Genomic DNA, 22312 nt, shown 5'->3' on the forward strand with positions numbered 1-22312 from the left:
CAATCTGTGACCGATGCCCCACGCTTGCGCAGCCGCGCCTGGTTCGACAATCCCGACAACATCGACATGACCGCGCTCTATCTCGAGCGGTACCTGAACTACGGCCTGAGCCTGGAGGAACTCCAGTCGGGTCGGCCGATCATCGGCATCGCCCAGACCGGCAGTGACCTGTCGCCGTGCAACCGCCACCATCTGGTGCTGGCGGAGCGCGTGCGTGAAGGCATCCGGGAAGCGGGCGGCATCGCGATCGAATTCCCGGTCCACCCGATTCAGGAAACCGGCAAGCGCCCGACCGCGGGGCTCGACCGCAACCTCGCCTATCTGGGCCTAGTCGAGGCGCTGTACGGCTATCCGCTGGACGGCGTGGTGCTGACGATCGGCTGCGACAAGACGACCCCGGCCTGCCTGATGGCTGCGGCGACCGTGAACATCCCGGCGATCGCGCTGTCGGTCGGCCCGATGCTCAACGGCTGGCACAAGGGCGAGCGAACGGGCTCGGGCACGATCGTGTGGAAGGCGCGCCAGATGCTGGCGGCGGGCGAGATCGACGATGCGGAATTCATTCGCCTGGTCGCGTCGTCGGCACCGTCGACCGGCTATTGCAACACGATGGGCACCGCGACGACGATGAACTCGCTGTGCGAGGCGCTGGGCATGTCGCTGCCTGGCTCGGCGGCGATCCCGGCCCCCTACCGGGATCGTCAGGAAGTATCGTGGCGCACCGGCAAGCGCATCGTCGAGATGGTGGCCGAGGACCTGAAGCCGTCCGACATCCTGACGCGCGAGGCGTTCCACAACGCGATCCGCGTCAATTCGGCGATCGGCGGATCGACCAACGCGCCGATCCACCTGGCCGCCATCGCGCGCCACATCGGCGTCGACCTGCCGGTGACCGACTGGGAGGAACACGGCCACAAGATCCCGCTGCTCGTGAACCTGCAACCCGCAGGCGAATATCTGGGCGAGGATTACTATCGCGCCGGTGGCGTGCCCGCGGTCGTCAACCAGTTGATGGGGCAGGGGCTGATCCATGAGGACGCACTGACCGTCAACGGCCGTTCGATGGGGGACAATTGTCGCGGCGCGGAGATCGAGGACGAAAAGGTCATCCGCCCGTTCGACCGGCCGCTGAAGACCGACGCCGGCTTCATCGTGCTGAAGGGCAACCTGTTCGACAGCGCGGTGATGAAGACCAGCGTGATTTCCGAGGAATTCCGCGCGCGCTATCTGTCCAACCCCGATATGCCCAACGCCTTCGAGGGGCCGGCGGTCGTGTTCGACGGACCGGAGGACTACCACCACCGCATCGACGATCCCGCGACCGGCATCACGCCGGAAACCTTGCTGTTCATGCGCGGTGCCGGGCCGGTCGGCTATCCCGGCGCGGCGGAGGTCGTGAACATGCGCCCGCCGGCGTATCTCATCACCGAAGGCGTCCATTCGCTGCCATGCATCGGCGACGGCCGCCAGTCAGGCACCAGCGGATCGCCCTCGATCCTGAACGCCAGTCCGGAGGCGGCGGCGATGGGGGGCCTTGCGCTGCTGCGCACCGGCGACCGCGTCCGCATCGACCTGAACACCGGCACTGCGGACGTGCTGATCCCCGACGCCGAACTCGCCGAGCGCCGCCGTGCGCTGGAGGCGGCGGGGGGCTATGCCTATCCGGCGTCGCAGACCCCGTGGCAGGAAATCCAGCGCGCGGTCGTCGGCCAGATGGGTACCGGCGCGATCCTGGAGGGCGCGGAGAAGTACCAGCGCATCGCGCAGACCATGGGCCTGCCGCGCGACAATCACTGACGAACGGTCGGTAGGGTACCGATCCTCGGCAGGTAAGCGTCCGCCAAGGTTGCATCCCCGCCGCAGAGCGCCGATGGCAGCCGCATGAGCGAACACGGCAAAGGCCTATGGCTGGCGGTCGTCGCCTATGTCCTGTGGGGCGGGCTGCCGCTGTTCTTCAAGCTGCTTCACGCGGTGCCGTCGCTCCAGATCCTCGCGCACCGCGTCGTCTGGTCGCTGCTCCTGCTGCTGCTCGCGGTCGTCGTGCTGCGTCGCGGGAAGGCGATCCGCGCGGCGGCGCGCGGGCAGACCCTGGCGTTGCTGGTGGTCAGCGCGGCGCTGATCGCGATCAACTGGCTGACCTATATCTGGTCGGTCGGTAACGCTCATGTGATCGAGGCGAGCCTCGGCTATTTCATCAACCCGCTGGTCAACGTCGCGCTGGGCGTGGCGCTGCTGGGCGAGCGGGTGGGGCGGATGCAGTGGGTGGCGATCGGGGTCGCCGCGCTGGGCGTCGTCGTGATGGCGGTCGCCGGGGGCGGATCGGTGTGGATTTCGCTCGTGCTCGCCTTCAGCTTCGGCGTGTACGGCTATGTCCGCAAGATCGCCGCGATCGATCCGTTGGGTGGCCTGACCGTCGAGACGCTGTTGCTGACCGCACCGGCGCTGGTCGTGCTGGGGATGGCGATGGGCGACGGCACTGCCGCGTTCGGCGACGACAGGCGGCTCGACCTGATGCTGGTCGCGGCGGGGGCGATCACGGCCGCGCCGTTGCTGCTGTACGCGGCGGCTGCCAAGCGGCTGAAATACACGACGCTCGGCCTGCTCCAGTATATCGCGCCGACGCTGCAACTGATCCAGGCGGTGCTGCTGTTCGGTGAACCGCTCCGCTGGTTCCACGCCGTCGCCTTCGGACTGATCTGGGCTGGTTGTGCACTCTATGCCCTCGCCGGGTGGCGGAACGCGAAGGCGGCCTAATCCCGCGCCGGCACGCCCATGTCGACCAGTGCCAGGTCGAGCAGCAGGCCCATCGCGGCATGGGCGCCATCGGCGTCGCCCGCGACGATTGCGTCGCGCACCGCGATATGGTCGGGCAATGGGTCGCGCGGTTGCGGGCGTTTGCGGACCTTGAACTTGGTGGTCCAGCGCACCGCAGCGCCAACCGTGCTGGCAAGCGCGGCCAGCGGTTCGTTGCGCGCGGCGGCCAGGATCGCGCGGTGGAAACGCTGGTCGGCGGCCTGGCCTTCCGCGACGCCCAGCCCCAGCCGCGCCATGTCGGCCAGCGCGGCGTCCATCTCCGCCACGTCGGCATCGCTGCGGCGGCGTGCGGCAAAGGCCGATGCGGCCGGCTCGATCACCGCGCGCAGTTCGAACAGGTCGTGGATGAACGTGACATCAGGCTCGCCCTCGAACGCCCAGGCAAGCACATCGGGATCGAGCAGGTTCCACCGCGCACGCGGCGTCACCCGCGTACCCGCCTTGGGCCGGCTTTCTACCAGTCCCTTGGCAGCGAGGATGCGGATCGCCTCGCGGTAGGCGGTGCGCGAGATGCCGAGCGATTCGCTCGTCTCGATCTCGCCGCCGAGCACGCTACCGGGCAGGCGGACGCCGCCGACGATCTCGATCCCGATGTCACGCGCGATCGTCCCGTGAATGCGCGGCGCTGGCCCCCGATCCTCGTCCATTGTTTTCCTGTCAGTCTTCAAACGCTTCCGTAGCCGTTCTGCGGCCCGCTAGGAAGGCGTCGGCGACCAGACGGAGCGGGGCCACATCGACATCGCTGCGCCCGTCCGCGATCAGCCGGGCGAAGCGGGCGTAGAGTGCGGGATATTCGCCCTCGGGCGGCAGCGTCTGTTCGCTGTCGTCGAGGAACATCCGGTTGCCGCCTTCGGCCAGCCGCAGCGTGCCGCCGTCGGTTTCGACGAGGATGTCCCAGCTCTGCGGGCCCGTCTGGCGCCAGTCGAATTCGGCAGCGATAGGGACGCCTTCGGTGGTGCGCATGGCCAGCGTGGCGGCGATCGGCGCGGCGCGGTTGTCGGGAAACGCCAGCGTTGCCGATTCCAGCCTGACCGGGCCGGGCAGCAGCCGGGTCAGGATCGACAGCGCATTGATCCCGGGGTCGAACACGCCCAGGCCGCCCGGCTCCCAGATCCATTGCTGGCCGGGGTGCCAGTGGCGCACGTCTTCCCTCCAGTCGATGCGGATCGCGCGGATCGTCCGATCCGCCAGCCAGTCGCGTGCAGGTTCGACCGCAGCGGCGAAGCGCGAATGCCAGCTGGCGAACAGCGTGACGCCGGCGTCGTCGGCCGCGTGGGCAAGATCGACGACTTCGCCGAGTGTCGCGCCCGGCGGCTTTTCCAGGAAGACATGGCGCCCGGCCGCGATGGCGGCTCGCGCGGCGGCGTGGCGAACCTGCGGCGGCTGGCACAGCGCAATCGCCTGGATGTCCGGCTCGGCGGCCAGCAGCGCGTCGACGTCCGGATAGGCTGGCAGTCCCTCGGCGTGGGCGTGGCGGCTGGCGGTGGCGGCGAGGTCGAACGCATCGTTACCGGCGATGGCGGGGACGTGCTGGTCGCGGGCGATCTTGCCGAAACCGACGATGGCGATCTTCACAGCGCGCGGACCTTGACGGTGTCGGCCGACGCGATCGCGAGCGGATTGCGGACCGGCAGGGTAAAGGGCGAGGCTTCCACTTCGAAAACGTCACCGGCCTGCGGGCGCACGCCGTCGCTGAACGACAGCGTCGCGGTGCCGAAGAAATGGACGTGGACATCGCCCGGCCGCCGGAAACCGGCGTATTTGAAGTGATGATGCTCAAGGTTGGCAAGACTGTGCGACATGTTCGCCTCTCCGCTGACGAAGGGCTTTTCCCACAGCACCGCACCGTCGCGGACGATGCGGCTGGTGCCGCGCACGTCCTGCGGCAGGTCACCGAGCAGCAGTTCGGGGCCGAGGGCTGCTGCGCGCAGCTTCGAATGCGCCAGCCACAGGTAATTGCCGCGTTCGGTGACGTGGTCGGAAAATTCGTTGCCCAGCGCGTAGCCCAGCCGCACCGGCACTCCGTCGTCGTCGATCAGGTAGATGCCGGCGATCTCGGGCTCCTCGCCGCCGTCCAGCGCGAAGGCGGGGCTCACCAGCGGCTCGCCGGGCGCGGCCAGGATCGCGCCATCGCCCTTGTAGAACCATTCGGGCTGCACGCCGGTCGCCCCGTCCGCGGGCTTGCCGCCATCGACGCCCATCAGGAACATCTTCATCGAATCGGTCGGATCGGGATTTTCCGCCGCCTTCCTGTGCATCGCATCGCGCCCCTCCGCCGAGCCGAGGTGCGTCAGCCCGGTACCGGAGACGAGCAGATGCGCCGGGTGGGCATGACCAACCGGGGCAAGCAGGCGAACGGTATTCAGATCGATCGCATCGCCCAGCCGGTCGGCAACCAGCGCGGCTAGCGTCGTTCCATCGGCGATCGCGTCCTGCGCGAGCACCAGCGTCGTCGTCGCGCCCGTCACGCGACGCGCCCCGTCCGACGTGATCGCGGCAACCCCGCGCGCGCCATCATCGAACTGGACCAGGCTGGTCACCGCCATGCGTTCATCCCCTCCCGCGGTGCTTGTTCGCACCGATTGAATAACTCAGACATTATGGTAGAGCGATGGCGAGGGACTGGCAAGTCCGACAAGGAGACGGATGTTGGACGCCGAATGGCTCGCGATCGATTGGGGAACGACCAACCGGCGGATCTACGCGATCGGCGCGGATGGGATCGTCGTGTCAAGCGAGCGAGACGACCGCGGCATCCTGTCGATCGCGCCTGACGGCTATACGGCCGAGGTCGCGGCCATCCGCGCGCGGTTCGGCGACCTGCCGATCCTGTGCGCCGGCATGGTCGGGTCGAATCGCGGCTGGGCCGAACTGCCCTATGTCCCGTGTCAGGCCGGCGTCGAGGCGCTGGCGGGCGCGGTGCGCTGGGTCGAACCCGGTCGGACCGCGATCGTCCCCGGCGTGACCGTCGCCTACGGGCGCCGCCGCGACGTGATGCGCGGGGAGGAGGTGCAGCTGCTCGGCGCGGTCGCCTCCGGCCTGGCGCCCGCAGATGCGTTGCTCTGCCAACCGGGGACGCATTGCAAATGGGCGTGGATGGCGGACGGGCGGATCGATCGCTTCGTCACCGCGATGACCGGCGAACTCTATGCGCTGATCGGCAAGCACAGCCTGCTCGCGGCGCAGATGACGGGTCAGGCGACGCCGGGCGCGGATTTCTTGGGCGGCGTGGCCGATGCCGCGGACGGCGACCTGAGCGCCCGTCTGTTCGGCGTCCGCGCCGATGCGGTAACCGGGGAACGCGCGATCGGCGACGCCGCCTCCTACATCAGCGGGCTGCTGATCGGCGCCGATGTCCGCCAGCGGCTGGGCGCGGGCGATCATGCCCATGTTCTCGCCGATGCGACGCTCGGCGGCCTGTACGTCGCCGCGATCGAAGCGATCGGCGCGCGTGCGACACTGATCGACAGCCACGCCGCCTTCGTGGCCGGCATCTCCCAAGTCTGGAGCCTGATCCGATGACCGTGCCGAGTGATTTCGCCCAAGCCTTCGCCCGCTGTCCTTTGGTCGCGATCCTGCGCGGGATCACGCCGGACGAAGTCGATGCGGTCGGCGACGTGCTGGTCGAGGCGGGGTTCTCGCTGATCGAAGTGCCGCTGAATTCGCCCGAGCCCTTGGTATCGATCGAGCGGATGGCGAAGCGGCTGGCCGGCCATGCGCTGATCGGCGCAGGCACCGTGCTGACGCCGGGGCAGGTGGCGGATGTGGCGAATGCCGGCGGGCAGATCATCGTGTCCCCCAACACCGACCCGCATGTCATCGCGGCGACGGTCGAACGCAGCCTCGCGTCGCTGCCGGGATGCTTCACGCCGACCGACGCCTTTGCCGCATTGAAGGCGGGCGCCCACGCGCTGAAATTTTTCCCGGCCGAAGTGCTGGGGCCGGCGGGTGTGAAGGCGATCGGTGCGGTGTTGCCGAAGGACGTACTGCGCCTGGCGGTCGGCGGGGTGACGCCCGAGACGCTGCCGGCCTGGCGTGCGGCGGGGATCGACGGGTTCGGGCTGGGGTCGGCGCTCTACAGCGTCGGCAAGCCGGCGGCCGATGTCGGGGCCGCGGCGCGGGCGTTTGTGGCGGCGCTGTGATGTGGACGCGGCGCACGGCGATGGCGGGCGGCATCGGCCTGCTCGCCGGCTGCGCGTTGCCGCGGGCAGGGGAGCGGCTGCTCTATCGCGATGATTTCCGCGACGGGCTCGGTCAGTGGGTGGTTGAAGCGGAGAAGCCGGGACGGATCACGGCGACGGGTGGCGTGCTGGACGTGGGCGTACCCGCGGGCGTGACCCTGTGGTTCCGCCCCGTGCTCGAAGGACCGGTGGCGATCGACTATACCGTGACGCCGGTGTCCGCAGGCGGCGCGTGGGACACGGTCAGCGACGTCAACTGCTTCTGGATGGCGACCGACCCGCGTGTCGCCGGCGGCGACGTGCTGGCGCGGACGCGCAGCGCAGCGTTCGCCGACTATGACGAGCTGCGGACCTATTATGCGGGAATCGGCGGCAATCGGAACATGACGACGCGGTTCCGTCGCTACATTGGCCAGCGCGACAACCGTCCGCTGTTGCCGCAGCATGACCTGTCCGGCGCGGCGCATATGCTGGTACCGAACCGGCCGATCCGTATTCGCCTGATCGCGGATGGACGCCGCATCGCGCTGATCCGCGACGGGACGGTGCTGTTCGACCTCGACGATCCGCAACCGTACACCCGCGGGCATTTCGGGTTGCGGACGACGTGGAGCCATTTGGCGGTCGGCGATTTCCGGGTGTGGCGAATTTGATCAAATAATCCTCTCCTGCAAGGGGAGGTGGCGCGCGAAAGCGCGACGGAGGGGTGTCACCCTGTCCGGATAGCGCGTCACCCCTCCGTCAGGCCTGCGGCCGGCCACCTCCCCTTGCAGGGGAGGATTTATGACTCCCGCACCACCGCCAGCTTGGCCATTCCGGACGGCTTCCCCGGTTCCGCCCGCACGATCAGCGACAGCGTGCGCTCGCCTTGCCCGGCCGGGATAACCGCCGTCATCGGGGCCGGTGCGGGATCGGTCTTTTCGGCGATCTTGCGCCCATCCAGCCAGAGTTCGGCCGCGCCGTGCAACTCGGTGAATACGACGCGCCCGCTTTTGGCCCGCACCCGCGCGGGTGGGGTGAAGGTCAGGTAATAGGCGTTCCACGGCCCGGCAGAGTTCGGTCCTTCGAGCCGACCGGGGCGTCCGACCGACAGGGCGAAGCGGTCCTCGGCCGCGGGCGGCGGCGTGGGGCTCGGGCGGTCGGTCTGAAAGGGCAGGCGGCGCCAGACCGACAGCAGCATTTCCGGACGGGTAATGGCGACGAACGCGCGCGGCTCGGCGGCGATGCGATCGATCGTCAGGGTGGCTGGCTTCAGCCCCGGTGCGGTCGCGCGCAGCACCGTGGGGCCGCGACCGGCGTCGGCGTGAACGATGACCTGGGCCAGGCCGTTGAACAACCGACGCGCGTCGCCCTTCTCCGGATCATGGTCGTTCGGGTTGCCGTTGCCGACACCGATGATCTTGCCGCCCTGACATGCGAACGTCGCTGGCAGGTTGGCGGTCGGCACATGGCTGCCGTGTGCGTCGACCGCATCCACGGTGACGGGCTGTACGTCCTCGCCATCGCCGACCATCGCGCGTCGATCGGGCGTCAGGCGCAGCGCGATCGCGGGGCCGGTGGTTTCGATCGCCGTGCGTGCGATCTCCCGCCCGCCGCGGTACGCGACCGCTTCGAGCCTGCCCGGTGTGTAGGGCACCTGGAACTCCGGCATCTTCAGCCGGTCGACGACCGCTTCGCCGACCATGCGGCCGTTCAGCATCAGCACGACGCGATCGGCGTTGGTCAGCGCGACCACCCGGATCGGCTGCCCCTCCTTGCCCGGCCACGTCCAGTGCGGTTGCAGCGCCAGCACCGGCGCGTCGTCGACCCACTGCGCGCGGTGCTGGTGGAACGCGAGCTTGGGGAAGCCACACAGGTCCATGATCCCGAACAGGCTGGACGTCGTCGGCCATTCGAACGGCGTCGGCTCGCCGTGGTAGTCGAACCCGGTCCACACGAACCCGCCGGCCAGATACGGCCGCGTCGCGATCGCGCGCCAGCCGTCGCCGTGCGTCGCGCCCCACGGCGCACCATGGTCGTCATAGCTCGACAGGATATTCTTCGCCTTGTCGTCGGCCCATTCGCCGCGGATCTGGAACGCGCTGGTGTCCTCCGAACTGGTCAGCGGCTTGTCCGGAAAGGCGGCGTGGTACTTGTCGTACTGCGCGATCTGGTAGTTGAAGCCGACGACGTCGACCGCCTTGCTGACGTTCGATGGCTCGAACATGCCGTTATTCATCGCCGCGGTGACCGGGCGGCTGGTGTCGAGCGCCTTCACGCCTGCTGCCATGCGCCGGACCATTTCGTAGCCTTGGACGCTGCCCTGCATCGGCTCTTCGTTGAACACCGACCACAGGAAAACGCTCGGCCGGTTGCGGTCGCGCCGCACCATCCACGTCAGTTGTTCCATGTAATCGGGGCTGGGGTTGAACTGGCGGTTCTCGTCCATCACCAGCAGGCCGTGGCGGTCGCAGGCATCGAGCAGCTCGGTCGGCGGCGCATTGTGCGACATGCGGATCGCGTTCGACCCCATCGCTTTGAGCCGCCGCACGCGCCAGTCCCACAGCGCATCGGGGATCGCGGTGCCGACGCCGGCATGGTCCTGGTGATTGCAGGTGCCCTTGATCTTGAGCTGACGGCCGTTGAGCTCGAACCCGGTGCGGCTGTCGAAGCGGAACCAGCGGAAGCCGATCTGGATGCGGCGGGTATCCTGGCCTAGCCGGACGACCAGCGTGTAGAGCGTCGGGCTGTCGGGCGACCACAGCTTCGGGTCGGCGATCGGTAGCGTCAGTCGTTCGGTCGAGACAACCAGCGGCATTGCCTTGCAGTGGTTCACCGCCTTGCCGCCGCCGATGCTGCGACCGTCCGGGCCGAGCAGATCTACGCTCAGGTCGACGAGTTCCTCTTTCTCGCCGATCGTCGTGAAGTCGACCGACACCGGCACGCTCCAGCTGCCATCCGCTGCACGCACCGGATCGCAATGCACGCCATCGGTGACGATATGCACGGGCTCGCGCACCGCCAGCCAGACGTGGCGGTACACGCCGGCACCTTCGTACCACCAGCCTTCCATCTGGTCGGCATCGACCCGGATCGCGATGGTGTTCAGCTGGTCGCCGAAGCGCGCGAACGGCGTCAGGTCGACGCGGATGCCGTTGTAGCCGCTCCAGTTGCGGTCGACGATCGTGCCGTTGATCCAGATGGTCGCGTGGGTCGCGATCGCGCCGAAATCGATCTCCAGGAACTTGCCCTGCAACGCCGGGTCGAGCCGGATCGTGCGGCGATACCAGCCGATGCCGCGACGGCGATAGCCTTGCGCGACGTTGGCTTGCGGATCGACCGGCGCCTCGATCGCCCAGTCGTGCGGCAGGTCGACCTCGCGCCAGTCGCTGTCGTCGAAGCTGATCGCCGCCGCGCCGTGCGCAGCGCCGGCCTTGGCATTCTCGTAGCTCGGCTCGTGTCCGGTGATGACCGGCATCGCGATGTCGCCGAGGTGGAACCGCCAGCCGCGGTCGAGCAGCAGGCGGCCGGGCTCCTCCGGCTCGTAGCGCCGGTCGAGCCCGTCTCGTGGGGGCGGCATCGGCAGGTCCCACTCGCGCCGGGAAGCGGCAAATGCGATGCCGGGGGTGGGAAGAAGGGCGGCGACCGAGGTCGTGCCGAGGAACGCGCGCCGGTCCATGCTCAGCGCGCCCCGCTGGCAACGGGGTTCTTCCCCCAGAGGTGCTCGTACCGCCAGCCGGACAGGTCCTCGACGATGGCCTTCGCCTCTGGCGACGTCGGTTCGGCATTGCCGGCGCGCAGATGGTCGATCTCTGCCATCAGTACGTCATGCGTCCGTGCGTTCAGGCGGAAGCGCCACGACGCGATCAGGCCCAGCAGCATGACGACCAGCGGTCCCAGCACCAGCAGCCAGGTGATCGTCGCGATCGCCTGCGGGGTCTGCACAACCTGCTCGACCGGCGTGCCCTTGGGCGGTGAGACATAGCCGCCGAGGTCGATGATCCATCCGGTGAAGATGATCGCGATCGATTGCGCCAGCTTGCGCACCAATGTCATCACGCCGGCGAAAATGCCCTCGCGGCGCTGCCCGGTCACGGCTTCATCGACGTCGGGCAGATAGTTGTAGACCGACCACGGCACGAAATTCAGCGTACCGCGGCCGAGGCCCGCGAGGATGATCGGCACGAACAGCCAGAACGCCAGCGTCGGGCTGAAGCTGGCAAAGATGTTGCCGTTCATCGCGCGCAGGTCGTCCACGAACCCGGCCGGGCGGAGCAGGTAGAAGGCGAGGAACAGCGCGAGGCCGGAGATGAAGAAGCTGATCGCGATCCGATAGGCGACGACCGGCCCGGTGCGGATGACGATGCGGATCGCGATCAGCACCGAGATCAGCTGCGCGACGTACATCGTCGTCAGCAGCTGAGAGATAATCAACGTCGCGCCCATCATCACCGTCACCACGAAGATCGGGAAGGCGGTGTTGAAGATGTCCTGCGAGATATACCCGCCGAGGTAGATCGACAGATGCTGGCGGAACGCACGGATGCGCAGCGTCGAGAACAGGTCGCGGAACATCTTGACCGGGATCATCAGCGCGGTCGCGGGATCGAACGGCCTGGGCTGCACCAGCTTTTCCGCATCGGTGTACGGCCGTTCCCAGGTAAAGATCACGACCAGCAGCACGACCAGGCTGAACAGGGCGCCAAAGATCGCCGCCATGATGAAGAAGGTATCGGGCGAATCCTTGCCGCCCAGCTGGCCGATGATGAGTGTCGGCAGGTAGGAGGCCAGGATCGCCGAGCTCTGCGCGACCAGCATCCTGGCACCAGCGAACTTCGCCTTTTCGCGATAGTCGTTGGTCATCTCCGCGGCGAGCGTCTCCCACGGGATCAGGAACATCGTGTAGACGAATTCGAAGAGGATGAAGGTCAGCAGATAATAGGTGAAGCTGTGCCCGGCGATGAAGATCAGCGCGAAGCTGGGCAGCAGCGGAATGGTGATCAGCAGGAAGATCTTTCGCCGCCCGACCTTGCGGCCTATCCAAGTGTGGCGAAGATTGTCGGAGACGTAGCCGATCAACGGGCAGGTGATCGCCTCCAGCAGGCGCGGCAGGCCCAGGATGAGGCCTGCTTCGGCTGCCGACAGGTTGCAGAAGGTGGTGAAGAAATACAGCAGCCAGCCGGTGATGACCGCCTGCGCGCCGGCGCCGAGCATGTCGCCTGACCCCCAGCCCCAGTAATTGTACCAGCGCGGCTGGCGGCGCACGCCCACGCTCATGCTGTCGCTGGCCATCGATCATCCTCCCCGGACGCTTACGCGCCTTTACTCCACATTATGGACAGCTATCATGGTATGTGGAAAAATTACAAGCGGCAGGAGAGTGGACATGCGGCATCTGGCGACCATAGCGGCAATCATGGTGGCGGCCCCGGCGGTCGCGCAGCCGGCGAAGGACTGGGTCGATCCGCTGACCGGCCACCGCGTCGTACAGGTCAGTCGCGACCCCGGATCGGTCAACCTGTACTTCCACCAGAACAGCTATCTGCCCCAAGGCGACAAGATGGTGTTCCTGGGGCCCCAGGGCATCATGATCGCCGACCTGAAGACATGGGCCGTGAAGCCGCTCGTCACGCAGAAGGGCGCGGTGCTGCTGTTCACCGGGCACAGGACGCGCAACGTCTATTTCGCCAGCCGCGAGCGCGACGACAGCGGCACGCCGTTCGACGTGATGGCCGCCGACGCCGACACGGGGAAAATCCGCAAGATCGCGACCGTCCCCGGCGGCTGGATCGGGTCGATCAACGCCGACGAGACTTTGCTGCTCGGCCAGGTCGCCACGGCAGTGGTGCCGCTGAAGCCCGATGGCACGCTGGCGCGCGGCAACGGCGAGCAGAATGCGCCGGGCATGAACGACTATCGCGAGAATTGGCCCGATGGCCGGCCGATGACCTATGCCGACGCCAAGGAGGTTCACATGAACCGCCGGCTGGATGCGGGCGTACCGATGGAGATCTTCACCATCGACACCCGCACCGGCGCGCGGAAAGTCGTGACTGCATCGACCGACTGGCTGAACCACGTCCAGTTCTCGCCGACCGATCCGATGCAGATCATGTACTGCCACGAAGGCCCCTGGCACCGCGTCGACCGCATCTGGACGATCCGCGCCGACGGGACGGGCAAGACCCTGGTCCACGAGCGCCGCATGAACATGGAAATCGCGGGCCACGAGTTCTGGTCGAGTGACGGCAAGACGATCTGGTACGACCTCCAGACCCCGCGCGGCCAGGTGTTCTGGGTGGCGGGCTATGACCTCGCGACGGGCAAGCGCACCTGGTACAACCTCGATCGCAACCAATGGTCGGTGCACTTCAACCAGACGCGCGACGGTCGGCGTTTTTCAGGCGACGGCGGCGACAGCGAGATGGTCGCCAAGGCGCCCGACGGGAAATACCTCTACCTCTTCACGCCCAAGGCGATTCCCGACGTGGCGGGTATCCACGCCGACAACGCCGAGAAGCTGATCGTGCCGGGAACGTTCGAGAGCGAGAAGCTCGTCGACATGCGCAAGCAGGATTACCGGATGGAGCCGAACATGACCTTCACGCCGGACGGCAAATGGGCGGTGTTCCGGGGGAATCTCGACGGCGCGGCGCAGGTGTACGCGGTGGAGCTGGCGAAGGCGAAGTGACCGCACCCCAAATCCGTTCGTGCTGAGCTTGTCGAAGCACTGCCCTTTCTTCGTGCCGCAGGCCATGAGGCGCGAAGAAAGGCGGCCCTTCGACAAGCTCAGGGCGAACGGGGAGGGGGTGATCGCGCCACCCCCTCAACAACATCAGATATACGTCCGCAAGAACTCGCCCAGCGCGCAGATCGCCAGGCTCTGGCCATAGGGCATCGAGGTCAGGCGGATGTCTTTGTAGAATTGCAGCGTATCGCCCATCGCGGTGCCGAAGCTGACCTGCTGGAGCTCGCCCGTCGCGTCGATGTTGTCGAGCACGCCCTTCACCGCCTTGATCCCTACACCCTCGTACTTGCGCGGCAGATAGCCCTTCCGGACGCCCTTCAGGATGCCGTACGCGAAGCCCGCGGTGGCCGACGCCTCCAGGTAGCTCGACGGGTCCATCACCAGCGTGTGCCACAGGCCACTTTCGTCCTGCGTTTCGGCAAGCGTCTTCACCTGCGCCTCGAGCGTGTCGATCAGGAAGGTGCGGAATGCGTCGCCCTGCGGCAGATCGAGGATCTCGATGATTTCAGGGATCGCGATCGTCACCCAGCAATTGCCGCGCGCCCATAGTGCTTCGGCGAAATTGTGCCGGCCGTTGAAGTCCCAACCGTGGAACCACAGGCCGGTCTTGCGATCGAACAGGTATTTGATGTGGACGAGGAACTGGCGCTTCGCCTCCTCGACATACTGCGGGCGGTTCAGCAGCAGGCCGATCTTGGCCAGCGGCAGCACGCTCATCATCAGCGTGTCGTCCCACATCTCGCCCGGGTTCTCGTCGTTGTAGACGATGTGCTGGAACCCGCCCTCTTGCGTTTTGGGCAGGCCATCGGGCGCCATCAGCCACTCGCACCAGGTGTCGAGATAGGGGATGTAGCTCGGATCCGGCTCGTATTCGTAGAGGTAGGCGAGCGTGATGAACGGCGCGACCGTGTTGATGTTCTTGGTCGGCGTGCCTTCGGCGAAGCGATCCGCGAACCAGCCCTTGATGATGTCGAGCGCCTTCTTGTCGCCGGTCTGCTCGAAATAGCGCCACATGCCGAACAGGCCGACGCCGTGGGTCCATTCCCAGCCGGCCCAGCCCTTGGTGTCGATGATGCGCCCGTCCTCCAGGTGGAGCAGGAACTCGCCGGTCTCGTCCTTGATGTTGACGAGGTTGTCCATGAGGAGGTCGATCTTGTCCGCGACCGTTTGCCGCGGGACGTCGTGGGTAAGGGCTGCCATCAGTCTGCCTTGAGTTCGCTGGGTTTGGTGGGAGCGGCAACGGGCGCGACGGGGATGCCGCCGCGGACGTTGCGCAGGGTGACGAGCTTCACGTCCTCCAGCGCGTTTGCGGGCGCGCCGTCGGAGGTGACCGCGAGCGCGATCGTGTTGCGTCCGCGGTGGTTCAGGATGCCCTCTGGCACCGGGAAGATGCGTTGCGGGCCGATATGGGCGACGAACTGGCCCATGTTCCAGCCGTTGACGAACATCAGCACGCGGTAGCGGCCAGGCGAGCGGGGCTTGGTGGTGTCGCCGAACGCCAGCCCGATCGTCGCGTCCTGGCCCCTGGGCACGGCGAGGTCGAAGCTGGAGCGATACCATGTCGTGCCGGCGGCGGCCGGTATGGTCGCCTTCCATTTGGCGTCGTCGAAGCCCGGCAGGTGCCAGCCACGCCGCTCGCCATCGAGCCCGCCCGAATTGGCGACGCCCCGCACCGGATCGGCGATGTCTTCGCCGCCAGCGCGGCCCTGGATCTTCCAGGCGATCGGTACCGAGAAGCTGGGGCCGACGCGTGGTTCGATCGACGCCGAGACGATCCCGCGAGCTTCCTTGTGGAAGTCGTCGGCGTCGAGATCCCAGTTATGGCCGTTGTTGCGCAGCATGACGCTCAACACATGCTCGCCTGGCGCGCGGGCGGTGTCGGGCAGGGCAAAGGTCGCGGTGCCGGTGGTGATCGGGCGCGGCAGGCCGGAGGGCAGTTCATGCTCGCCGACCAGCTTTCCGTCGAGGAAGACCTGGATCATTCCCGATCCGCCGGCGCCGTAATAGACCTGGATGCGCTCGGCCGCCGCGGTGCCCTGGAAGCGGCCGCGGTACCAGACGTCGCCTTCGTGGAAGCCGTAAGCGTCCATCAGCATGTTGGGCTGGCCATCGGGCCGCGCGGTGATGCTGGCATAGGCGCGGTTGTCGATCGCCTGCCATGTGCTGTCGTCGTAGCCGGCTGCCGTCTCGGGTGATCCCGGTGCCGAGCGCCACGTCAGTGCCGGCAGCGCGAAGCTGGCGGGGGCAGGGAGGGGCTTCGTCGCAACGACCGTACCGCCGGCGATGCGCGTCGGGACGGCGACACCGTTCCACGTCACCCGGCGAAGCGCGCTCGGTGCCCAGATTTCCAGCGGCTCGGCCCCGCGCGTGTCGCCGGTCAGCGCCAGCGTGCCACCCTTCGGCGTGCCCGATCGCACGAGCGCCGGCCCGCGGACGAGCGTGTCGCCTTCCTGCCAGAACTTTACGCCCTCGGCCTCGTCACCGATCAGGAGCGTCAGGTCCGGCCGCCCGCCGCCCGAAATGCGAACGCGGGCAAGCGTCCCGTGGGTGTAGCCGAGCTTCAGGTCGCCGTTCGACGCGAGGGTCGAGGTGACCTGCCCGTCGAGCACGGTCACCCGCGGCTCGCTCTTGTAGCGCAGCACCGTCTCGCCGGCTTCGCCCGTGCGGCCGTAGAGCAGCATCAGGTCGCCGCCGGCATGCTTGGTCAGCGCCTGCAATTCCGACGTCGAATAGACCAGCCGCTGCCCGCCGAGGTTCACCCCTGCCACCAGCCATTTCGCATCGAAACCGTTGAGCCGCATCGGCAGCGTGTAGCGCCCGTCCGGCAGGTCGGCGGTGACCGTGAAGCGGTCGTCGGTCTGCCCGTTCGACGGCTTGTGCGTCACCATCAGGAAGCGCGCGTCGGTTTCGGGCGACTTGTTGTGATAGACCTGGATGTTCGGCGACGAGATTATCGGCGCGCCCGCCGGCACCATCCCGGCCAGGCCGGGGACGGCGCGGATCAGGCCGCCCAGCTGCTTCAGCTCCTCGGCCTTTTCGCGGACTTCACGTGTTTCCGAAATCGCCGCGCCGTAATCATAGCTGGTGAAGACGACCGGTCCGGGCAGCCAGCCCCAGCTCGTGCCCCCGAAGCCCATGTAGAAGCTCTGGATGCCGATGCCGTTGGCCAGGTTGGTGCCGTAGAACACGCGCTGGAACCGCTTGCCGCGTTGACGCGCGTTGCACTCGTACCCGCCGTTCGATCCCCAGTAATCGAACCAGCCGCCGCCGAACTCGGCGAGGAATCCCGGTGTGTTTGGGCTGGCCGACGCGCCGCCCTTCGCGCCGCCGGGACCGTAGAAACCCCAATCCGGCGCGGCCGACCCGCGCGTGACCTTGCCGCCGACGGTGCAGGTGCCGCCGGGATAGCCGTCGAACGCATACATGTCGTTCGGGCCGTGGACGACCTTCTCGACCTTGCTGTCCTCGGGCACCCAATATCCGTTGCGGCCCTGGTCGTTATGGAAGATCGGCACGGTGATGCCATCGGCGCGCGCCTTGGCATACAGGTGATCCATGTAGCGGCGCTGCGACGGCGTGGTCAGCGCCAACTCGTTCTCGATCTGGTGCAGGATGACCGTGCCGCGGTTGCCCTTGCCGTCGCCGTTGATCTGATGCTTGCGGATAATCGCGTGGACCTGCGTCAGCCATTCGTCGGCGGCGGCCATGTAGTCGGGATCGTCGGTGCGGGCGCGGCTGCGCTGATTGACCAGCCAGCCGGGGAAGCCGCCGCGCGTCAGCTCCGCATTCACATAGGGCCCCGCGCGGGTCATGACGTAGAGCCCTTCCTCCTCCGCCATCGTCAGCAGCCGGTCGATGTCGCGGATGCCGCTGAAATCGTACACGCCGCGTTTCGGGCTGTGGAAGCCCCAGTCGAAATAGAAGGCGACGGTGTTGAAGCCGCTGGCCTTCATCTTCTGCAGTACGTCGCGCCACAGGTCGGGCGACGGCAGGCGGAACGCGTGCATCTCGCTCGACCAGATGACCTTGCGCTGGCCATCGATCATGATCGAACGCGCGTCGTACGACACGCGGCCGAAGGTCTTCACCGGGGCGGCGAAATTCGCGGTCGGCTTGGCGTCCTGGGCGTCGGCGGGGAGGGCTAGCAGGCTTGCGGCGGCGAGGAATGCGGCGCGCATCATGCGAGATGGAACACTGGCGTGAGCGGCCATTCCTTCGGCTTGTTGCCGGGTTCGACCTCCATCAACGGCGCCATGTAATCCCACCATTTGCGCATAACCGGATGGTCGGGCAGCGCATCGCGATTGTTGTCCTGCGTCAGCTTCAGCACCGCGAACAGCGCGCCGGTGTCCTCGTCCAGGAAGATCGAATAGTCGCGGATGCCGCTGTCGTGCAGAAGTTCGGCGAGTTCCGGCCAGATCGCGTCGTGGCGGGCCTTGTACTCGGCAACCACACCCGGTTTCAGCTGCATCCGGAAAGCATGGGTTGTCGTCACGGCCCCTCCTTTGCCCATCATGTGGGATGATTATGCAGGATATGGTAGCGTTTGTTGCGGGGAGGGTCAAACCCAATCCGTTCGTGCTGAGCCTGTCGAAGGCATCGTACTTCGTGCTGCGAGGACAGCGCTGGTATCAACGAACGATGCTTCGACAGGCTCAGCACGAGCGGGGCAGGGACGGGCCTTCCGTGTCGTCCAACTTCACCCGCGGCCGCCCATCCTCGCCATCCCGCGACAGCGTCAGCTCGCGCACGTCCAGCCCGCGCACGTGCCGCGCCCACAGGCCCCAGGCCGGGGTCGGCCCGAACATGCTGGGTTCAGGGTAGGCATCGGCCAGCTCGGGCGGGTCGGCGGGAAGCGTGTCGATCGCCCCGGCATAGTGCAACGTGACGTCGGACAGCGTCACGTCCTCGATTCGGTGCCCGGCAATCCCGGCGATCGTCGCGGCGAAGCGCGGGTCGATGCCCGTCGCCGTCAGTCCCTCGATCGACACCCCTCGGATCGCACCGGGCATCGTCCCCTCCGGCCCGCGCAACCGTGCGCCGAGGCGCAGGAAGAGGGGGGCGGTGGTGACTTCCTCCATCGTCACGCCCTCGACGCGCACGTCCTCGATCGTCCCGCCATCGACGCTTTCGATCGCCAGCCCCCGGCTGCGCTCGAACCGGCAGCCGGTCACGCGGATACGGCGAAAGTCGCCGTTGCTTTCGGTGCCCAGTTTGATGCGCCCCGTCACCGGATCGCGGTCCGGCGCGATCCGTTGCGTGCGGCCAAGCGCGCCGTCGAGCAAGGTGCCGACGTCGTAGCCGCTGACCGTGCAGTCGCGGATGGTCACGTCTTCGCAAGCCGATCGACGCCCGAGACCGAGGCTGGTCTTCAGCACGATCGCGTCGTCGTTGGGCGAATTCACCCGACACCCCTCGACTGTGGCCCGCCGCACGCAGTCCAGGTCGATGCCGTCGCGGATCGTGTCGATCGTAAGTTTGGAGAGCGTCAGATTCTCGACCTCTCCGGCAAGCAAGGCGATATGCCCGCCGCGGTCGATCGTCAGATCGCGGATCGCGACGCGGCGGCAATGGGCCAGCGCGATCGCCTTGTTGCCTAAGCCGCGCATCGCCTCGGGCGTGCGTTCGAGCGCCGCGACTTCGTCCTCGGTCATGGCCGCCATCGACAGTGGCCGCTCGCCCGATTGGGGTTTCCACGGCGTGCCCGGACCGTCGCGGGTCAGGGCGTGGCCATCGATCCGCCCGCCGCCCAAGACACTGATATCTTCCGCGTCCTCGGCCCAGATCAGGCTGTTGTTCCAGTGGCTGTGGCCGAAATCCTGGTAAAGCTGGGGGCCGCGGTCTTCGGGCAGGTCATAGGCCCCGAGCGGGCCCGGCGTGGCGGCGATAAGTGTCGCGCCGGGTTCGATCGCGAGGGTGACGCGGCTCAGCAGGCGGAGCGAGAAACTTAGATAGCGGCCGGGCGGCAAGACGACGATCCCGCCGCCGGCCGCGTGGGCGGCGGTGATCGCGGACTGGATGGCCGCGCCGTCGAGTACAGTGCCGGTGCCGGAAGCACCGTAATCACGGACGTCGAAACTGCTACCTGTCCTCACCAACTACCCCGTTCGTGCTGAGCCTGTCGAAGCACTGTTCTGCGATACTTGCGCACACCGCTTGAGGCACGAAGAACGGTGCTTCGACAAGCTCAGCACGAACGGAGCGGAGACCTTACTTCGCCCCCAGGAAGAACCCCGTATGCGGCGGCTGGTTGTACGCCGTGTTCTGCCACGCGATCCCGGCGCGATACACGGGGTCGTGCATCAGCGTCACGATCCGCTCGCGGGTTGGATAGGGCGTCGTGTAGACCCGCATCTCGCGGCTGTCCGCGCTCGGTACGACCAGTTCCTCGCGCCAGTCGCCCAGGATGTCGCCGCTCAGCGACGGGTTCTGCTTCGTGCCGTTGTTCGACACGACGCCTTGGGGATCGAGCAGCACGACCTCCTTGCCTGCGGCCCAGTCCCACTTGCTGATCTTTTTCCCGTCGAGCAGTTCGCGCAACCGATCGCCGTCCCACCAGATCGCGAAGTTCGCCGCGCGCGGCCGCCCGCCGGGGATGACGTTGCCCTTCACGTCGTACAGGTCGGGCGCGTTCGACGACCAGGCTTCCTCGCCAGGATGGCGCGGGTCGATGTCGGCGGTGACGCCGCGGCCCGTGTCCTTGTCGGCCGGGGTGGACCACAGGATCGCGCCGGTGCGCGCGTCGAGCATCGCGGCGCCGCGGTTGCCGCTCATCCGCATCGTTTCGTGAACGCCGAACTTCTCCAGGCCCGGCCGCGTCGGGTCGAGGTCGCCGACGTGCATCGCATCGCCGTGCCCCAGGCCCGACGACCACAGGCCCTTGCCGGTGTCGTCGACCGCCATCGACCCATAGACGATCTCGTCGCGGCCATCGCCATCGACATCGGCGACCGACAGCTGATGGTTGCCGTTTCCGGCATATCGTTCGTTGCCCGGCGTCAGGCTGTCGAAGGTCCAGCGCTGGGTCAGCTTGCCGCCCCGCCAGTCCCAGGCGCCCAGCGTCGTACGGCCGTAATAGCCGCGCGCGAAGACCATGCTGGGCAACCGGCCATCGAGATAGGCCACGCCCGCCAGATAGCGTTCCGACCTGTTGCCATATGCGTCGCCCCAGATCGCGGTCTGCCGCTCGGGCGTCGGATCGTCGCCCTCGGGCGAACGTTGCGGCCAGTAGCGGGTGGTGGCGAGCGCGCGGCCGGTGCGGCCGTCGAACACGGTCAGATATTCCGGTCCCGACAGGATGCGGCCCGTCGTCCGCGCGACCCGCTGGCCGGCGGCGTTGATGTCAGATCCGGTCTTGTCGGAGGACGGCTGCTCGCCGCCGGTGACGCGGTAGTCCGCCTTGGCGTCGCCGATCACCGTGCCGGCACCATCGACCGTGCCGTCGGCGGTCTTCATCGCGACTTCGGCGCGGCCGTCACCGTCGAAGTCGGCGACCATGAACTGAGTATAATGCGCGCCCGAGCGGATGTTGCGCCCGAGATCGATCCGCCACAGCCGCTTGCCGTCCAGCGTATAGGCGTCGAGCAACGTCTCGCCGGTGTAGCCGGCCTGCGAATTGTCCTTCGCCAGCGTCGAATACCATTTGACGATCAACTCGTAGCGACCGTCGCCGTCCAGGTCGCCGACCGATGCGTCGTTGGCGGTGTAGGCATAGGTCTGGCCATCGGGCGTCGTGCGATCGGCGGGCTTGTCGAGCGGGATGGCGAGATAGCCGCCGGCCCATACCCCTGCGCTGACCGTCGCGCCGCCGGGCACATCCAGTGTGTAGCGCGACGTCGCGGTGCCGCCGGTGTCGTGGACGCTCGTCGCATCGCCGCCGCCGACGCGCGCGACGACCTTGCCGTCGCGGCGCAGCGTGAAGCGCATGCCCTTCGCATCAGTCGCGAGCAGCCGCCACGACACATGATTGCCGCCACCCTGCGCCGCGGGGACGGCGACCAGGCCGCGGTCCAGCGTCTCGATCATCCGCTGCACCGGAGCGGTGGCCTGTGGTGCGGCCATCGCGGCCAGACCCAGCATTACACATGTCAGCATGTCCGACCTCTCCAGAGAAGCCCTTTCGGCCCTTGTCTCATCTTATGATCTATCGTGCCGGATAACGGGACGCAATCGGAATGGGCTCGATCGGGATCAGGCGACCCGTGCCCCGCGCGAGCGGGAGCACGGGACGGATCATCGCAACGTCAGGACGACCACCGATGCCGGCGGCAGCGTGACATTGAGCGTGCTGCCCGACACACTTGCCCCCGTGAACGCCACCGGCTTCACCGCGTCGGGCCGGTCGAACGTGTTGTGCGCATCGATCGCGCCGGTCAGGATCTCGCCCTCGACCGCCGACGCCGCCACGCCGGACAGCGTCGTCGTCACGCTTGCCGACCGGTTCGGATCGACGTTGGTCAGCGCGACGCGGACCAGGCCGTCGGTCCCGCGCGCCGCCGATGCGCTGACGCTCGGCATCACCCACTGGTCCTTGTTGTACCACGGCGACTTCAGCTCGACGGGAATCGCCGTCGCATCCTGGAACGGCAGG

17 protein-coding genes are annotated in these 22312 nt (G+C 67.4%); 6 read left to right on the plus strand and 11 right to left on the minus strand.

What is annotated here, in order from left to right:
* Nucleotides 1-6: 6 nt before the first annotated feature.
* Both ASE86_RS05460 and rarD read left to right on the plus strand, forming a co-directional pair.
* Entirely contained in the window at nucleotides 7-1797 is a 1791-nt protein-coding gene (locus ASE86_RS05460; RefSeq protein ID WP_056423390.1) for an IlvD/Edd family dehydratase, read from the plus strand.
* Nucleotides 1798-1881: 84 nt separating this feature from the next.
* Nucleotides 1882-2754, plus strand: a complete 873-nt coding sequence (gene rarD / locus ASE86_RS05465) for an EamA family transporter RarD (protein WP_056423393.1) — start codon at nucleotides 1882-1884, stop codon at nucleotides 2752-2754.
* Here rarD and ASE86_RS05470 read toward each other — a convergent pair.
* From ASE86_RS05470 to araD1, 3 genes are read right to left on the minus strand one after another with little or no spacing between them, the layout of a single operon-like run.
* Entirely contained in the window at nucleotides 2751-3461 is a 711-nt protein-coding gene (locus ASE86_RS05470) for a FadR/GntR family transcriptional regulator (RefSeq protein ID WP_156347033.1), read from the minus strand. The genes rarD and ASE86_RS05470 overlap by 4 nt on opposite strands.
* Before the next feature lie 10 nt (nucleotides 3462-3471).
* Nucleotides 3472-4389, minus strand: a complete 918-nt coding sequence (locus ASE86_RS05475) for a Gfo/Idh/MocA family protein (RefSeq protein WP_056423398.1) — start codon at nucleotides 4387-4389, stop codon at nucleotides 3472-3474.
* The gene (gene araD1 / locus ASE86_RS05480; RefSeq protein WP_056423401.1) at nucleotides 4386-5360 is read right to left on the minus strand and encodes an AraD1 family protein; all 975 of its coding nucleotides are present in this window, start codon (nucleotides 5358-5360) and stop codon (nucleotides 4386-4388) included. Before araD1 ends, ASE86_RS05475 begins: the two co-directional genes overlap by 4 nt.
* 100 nt (nucleotides 5361-5460) lie before the next feature.
* Here araD1 and ASE86_RS05485 point away from each other — a divergent pair, with 100 nt between their 5' ends.
* From ASE86_RS05485 to ASE86_RS05495, 3 genes are read left to right on the plus strand one after another with little or no spacing between them, the layout of a single operon-like run.
* On the plus strand, nucleotides 5461-6336 hold the full coding sequence (locus tag ASE86_RS05485; protein ID WP_056423404.1) for a 2-dehydro-3-deoxygalactonokinase: 876 nt from the start codon (nucleotides 5461-5463) through the stop codon (nucleotides 6334-6336).
* Nucleotides 6333-6956 (plus strand): 2-dehydro-3-deoxy-6-phosphogalactonate aldolase, encoded by a 624-nt coding sequence (locus tag ASE86_RS05490; RefSeq protein ID WP_056423407.1) that lies wholly within the window; start codon nucleotides 6333-6335, stop codon nucleotides 6954-6956. The genes ASE86_RS05485 and ASE86_RS05490 overlap by 4 nt, the downstream gene beginning before the upstream one ends.
* Complete coding sequence (locus ASE86_RS05495; protein ID WP_056423409.1) at nucleotides 6956-7648, plus strand: DUF6250 domain-containing protein; 693 nt, start codon at nucleotides 6956-6958, stop codon at nucleotides 7646-7648. Before ASE86_RS05490 ends, ASE86_RS05495 begins: the two co-directional genes overlap by 1 nt.
* 128 nt (nucleotides 7649-7776) lie before the next feature.
* Here the strand turns inward: ASE86_RS05495 and galA are convergent, their stop codons facing one another.
* Complete coding sequence (gene galA / locus ASE86_RS05500) at nucleotides 7777-10653, minus strand: beta-galactosidase GalA (protein ID WP_056423413.1); 2877 nt, start codon at nucleotides 10651-10653, stop codon at nucleotides 7777-7779.
* Between the two features lie 2 nt (nucleotides 10654-10655).
* Nucleotides 10656-12266, minus strand: coding sequence for an MFS transporter (locus ASE86_RS05505; RefSeq protein ID WP_235523995.1), 1611 nt, complete (start codon nucleotides 12264-12266; stop codon nucleotides 10656-10658).
* A gap of 94 nt (nucleotides 12267-12360) precedes the next feature.
* Here ASE86_RS05505 and ASE86_RS05510 point away from each other — a divergent pair, with 94 nt between their 5' ends.
* Entirely contained in the window at nucleotides 12361-13665 is a 1305-nt protein-coding gene (locus ASE86_RS05510) for an oligogalacturonate lyase family protein (RefSeq protein WP_056423418.1), read from the plus strand.
* 144 nt (nucleotides 13666-13809) lie between these two features.
* Here the strand turns inward: ASE86_RS05510 and ASE86_RS05515 are convergent, their stop codons facing one another.
* The 6 genes from ASE86_RS05515 to ASE86_RS16445 all read right to left on the minus strand — a co-directional run.
* Nucleotides 13810-14922, minus strand: a complete 1113-nt coding sequence (locus ASE86_RS05515; protein WP_056423421.1) for a glycoside hydrolase family 105 protein — start codon at nucleotides 14920-14922, stop codon at nucleotides 13810-13812.
* A complete protein-coding gene (locus ASE86_RS05520; RefSeq protein WP_056426678.1) occupies nucleotides 14922-17900 on the minus strand; it encodes a beta-galactosidase in 2979 nt (992 codons plus the stop codon). The genes ASE86_RS05515 and ASE86_RS05520 overlap by 1 nt, the downstream gene beginning before the upstream one ends.
* On the minus strand, nucleotides 17900-18193 hold the full coding sequence (locus ASE86_RS05525) for an L-rhamnose mutarotase (protein WP_200911523.1): 294 nt from the start codon (nucleotides 18191-18193) through the stop codon (nucleotides 17900-17902). Before ASE86_RS05525 ends, ASE86_RS05520 begins: the two co-directional genes overlap by 1 nt.
* Before the next feature lie 184 nt (nucleotides 18194-18377).
* Nucleotides 18378-19817 carry a glycoside hydrolase family 28 protein gene (locus ASE86_RS05530; RefSeq protein ID WP_056423424.1) on the minus strand — a complete coding sequence of 480 codons (1440 nt, stop codon included), beginning with the start codon at nucleotides 19815-19817 and terminating at the stop codon, nucleotides 18378-18380.
* Between the two features lie 115 nt (nucleotides 19818-19932).
* A complete protein-coding gene (locus ASE86_RS05535; protein WP_056423427.1) occupies nucleotides 19933-21816 on the minus strand; it encodes a rhamnogalacturonan lyase in 1884 nt (627 codons plus the stop codon).
* Nucleotides 21817-21954: 138 nt separating this feature from the next.
* The coding region (locus ASE86_RS16445) for an alpha-L-arabinofuranosidase C-terminal domain-containing protein (RefSeq protein ID WP_321162979.1) at nucleotides 21955-22312 on the minus strand (358 nt) is incomplete at its 5' end.

Source organism: Sphingomonas sp. Leaf33 (genome assembly GCF_001421785.1).
In the GTDB taxonomy this organism is placed as follows: Bacteria; Pseudomonadota; Alphaproteobacteria; order Sphingomonadales; family Sphingomonadaceae; genus Sphingomonas.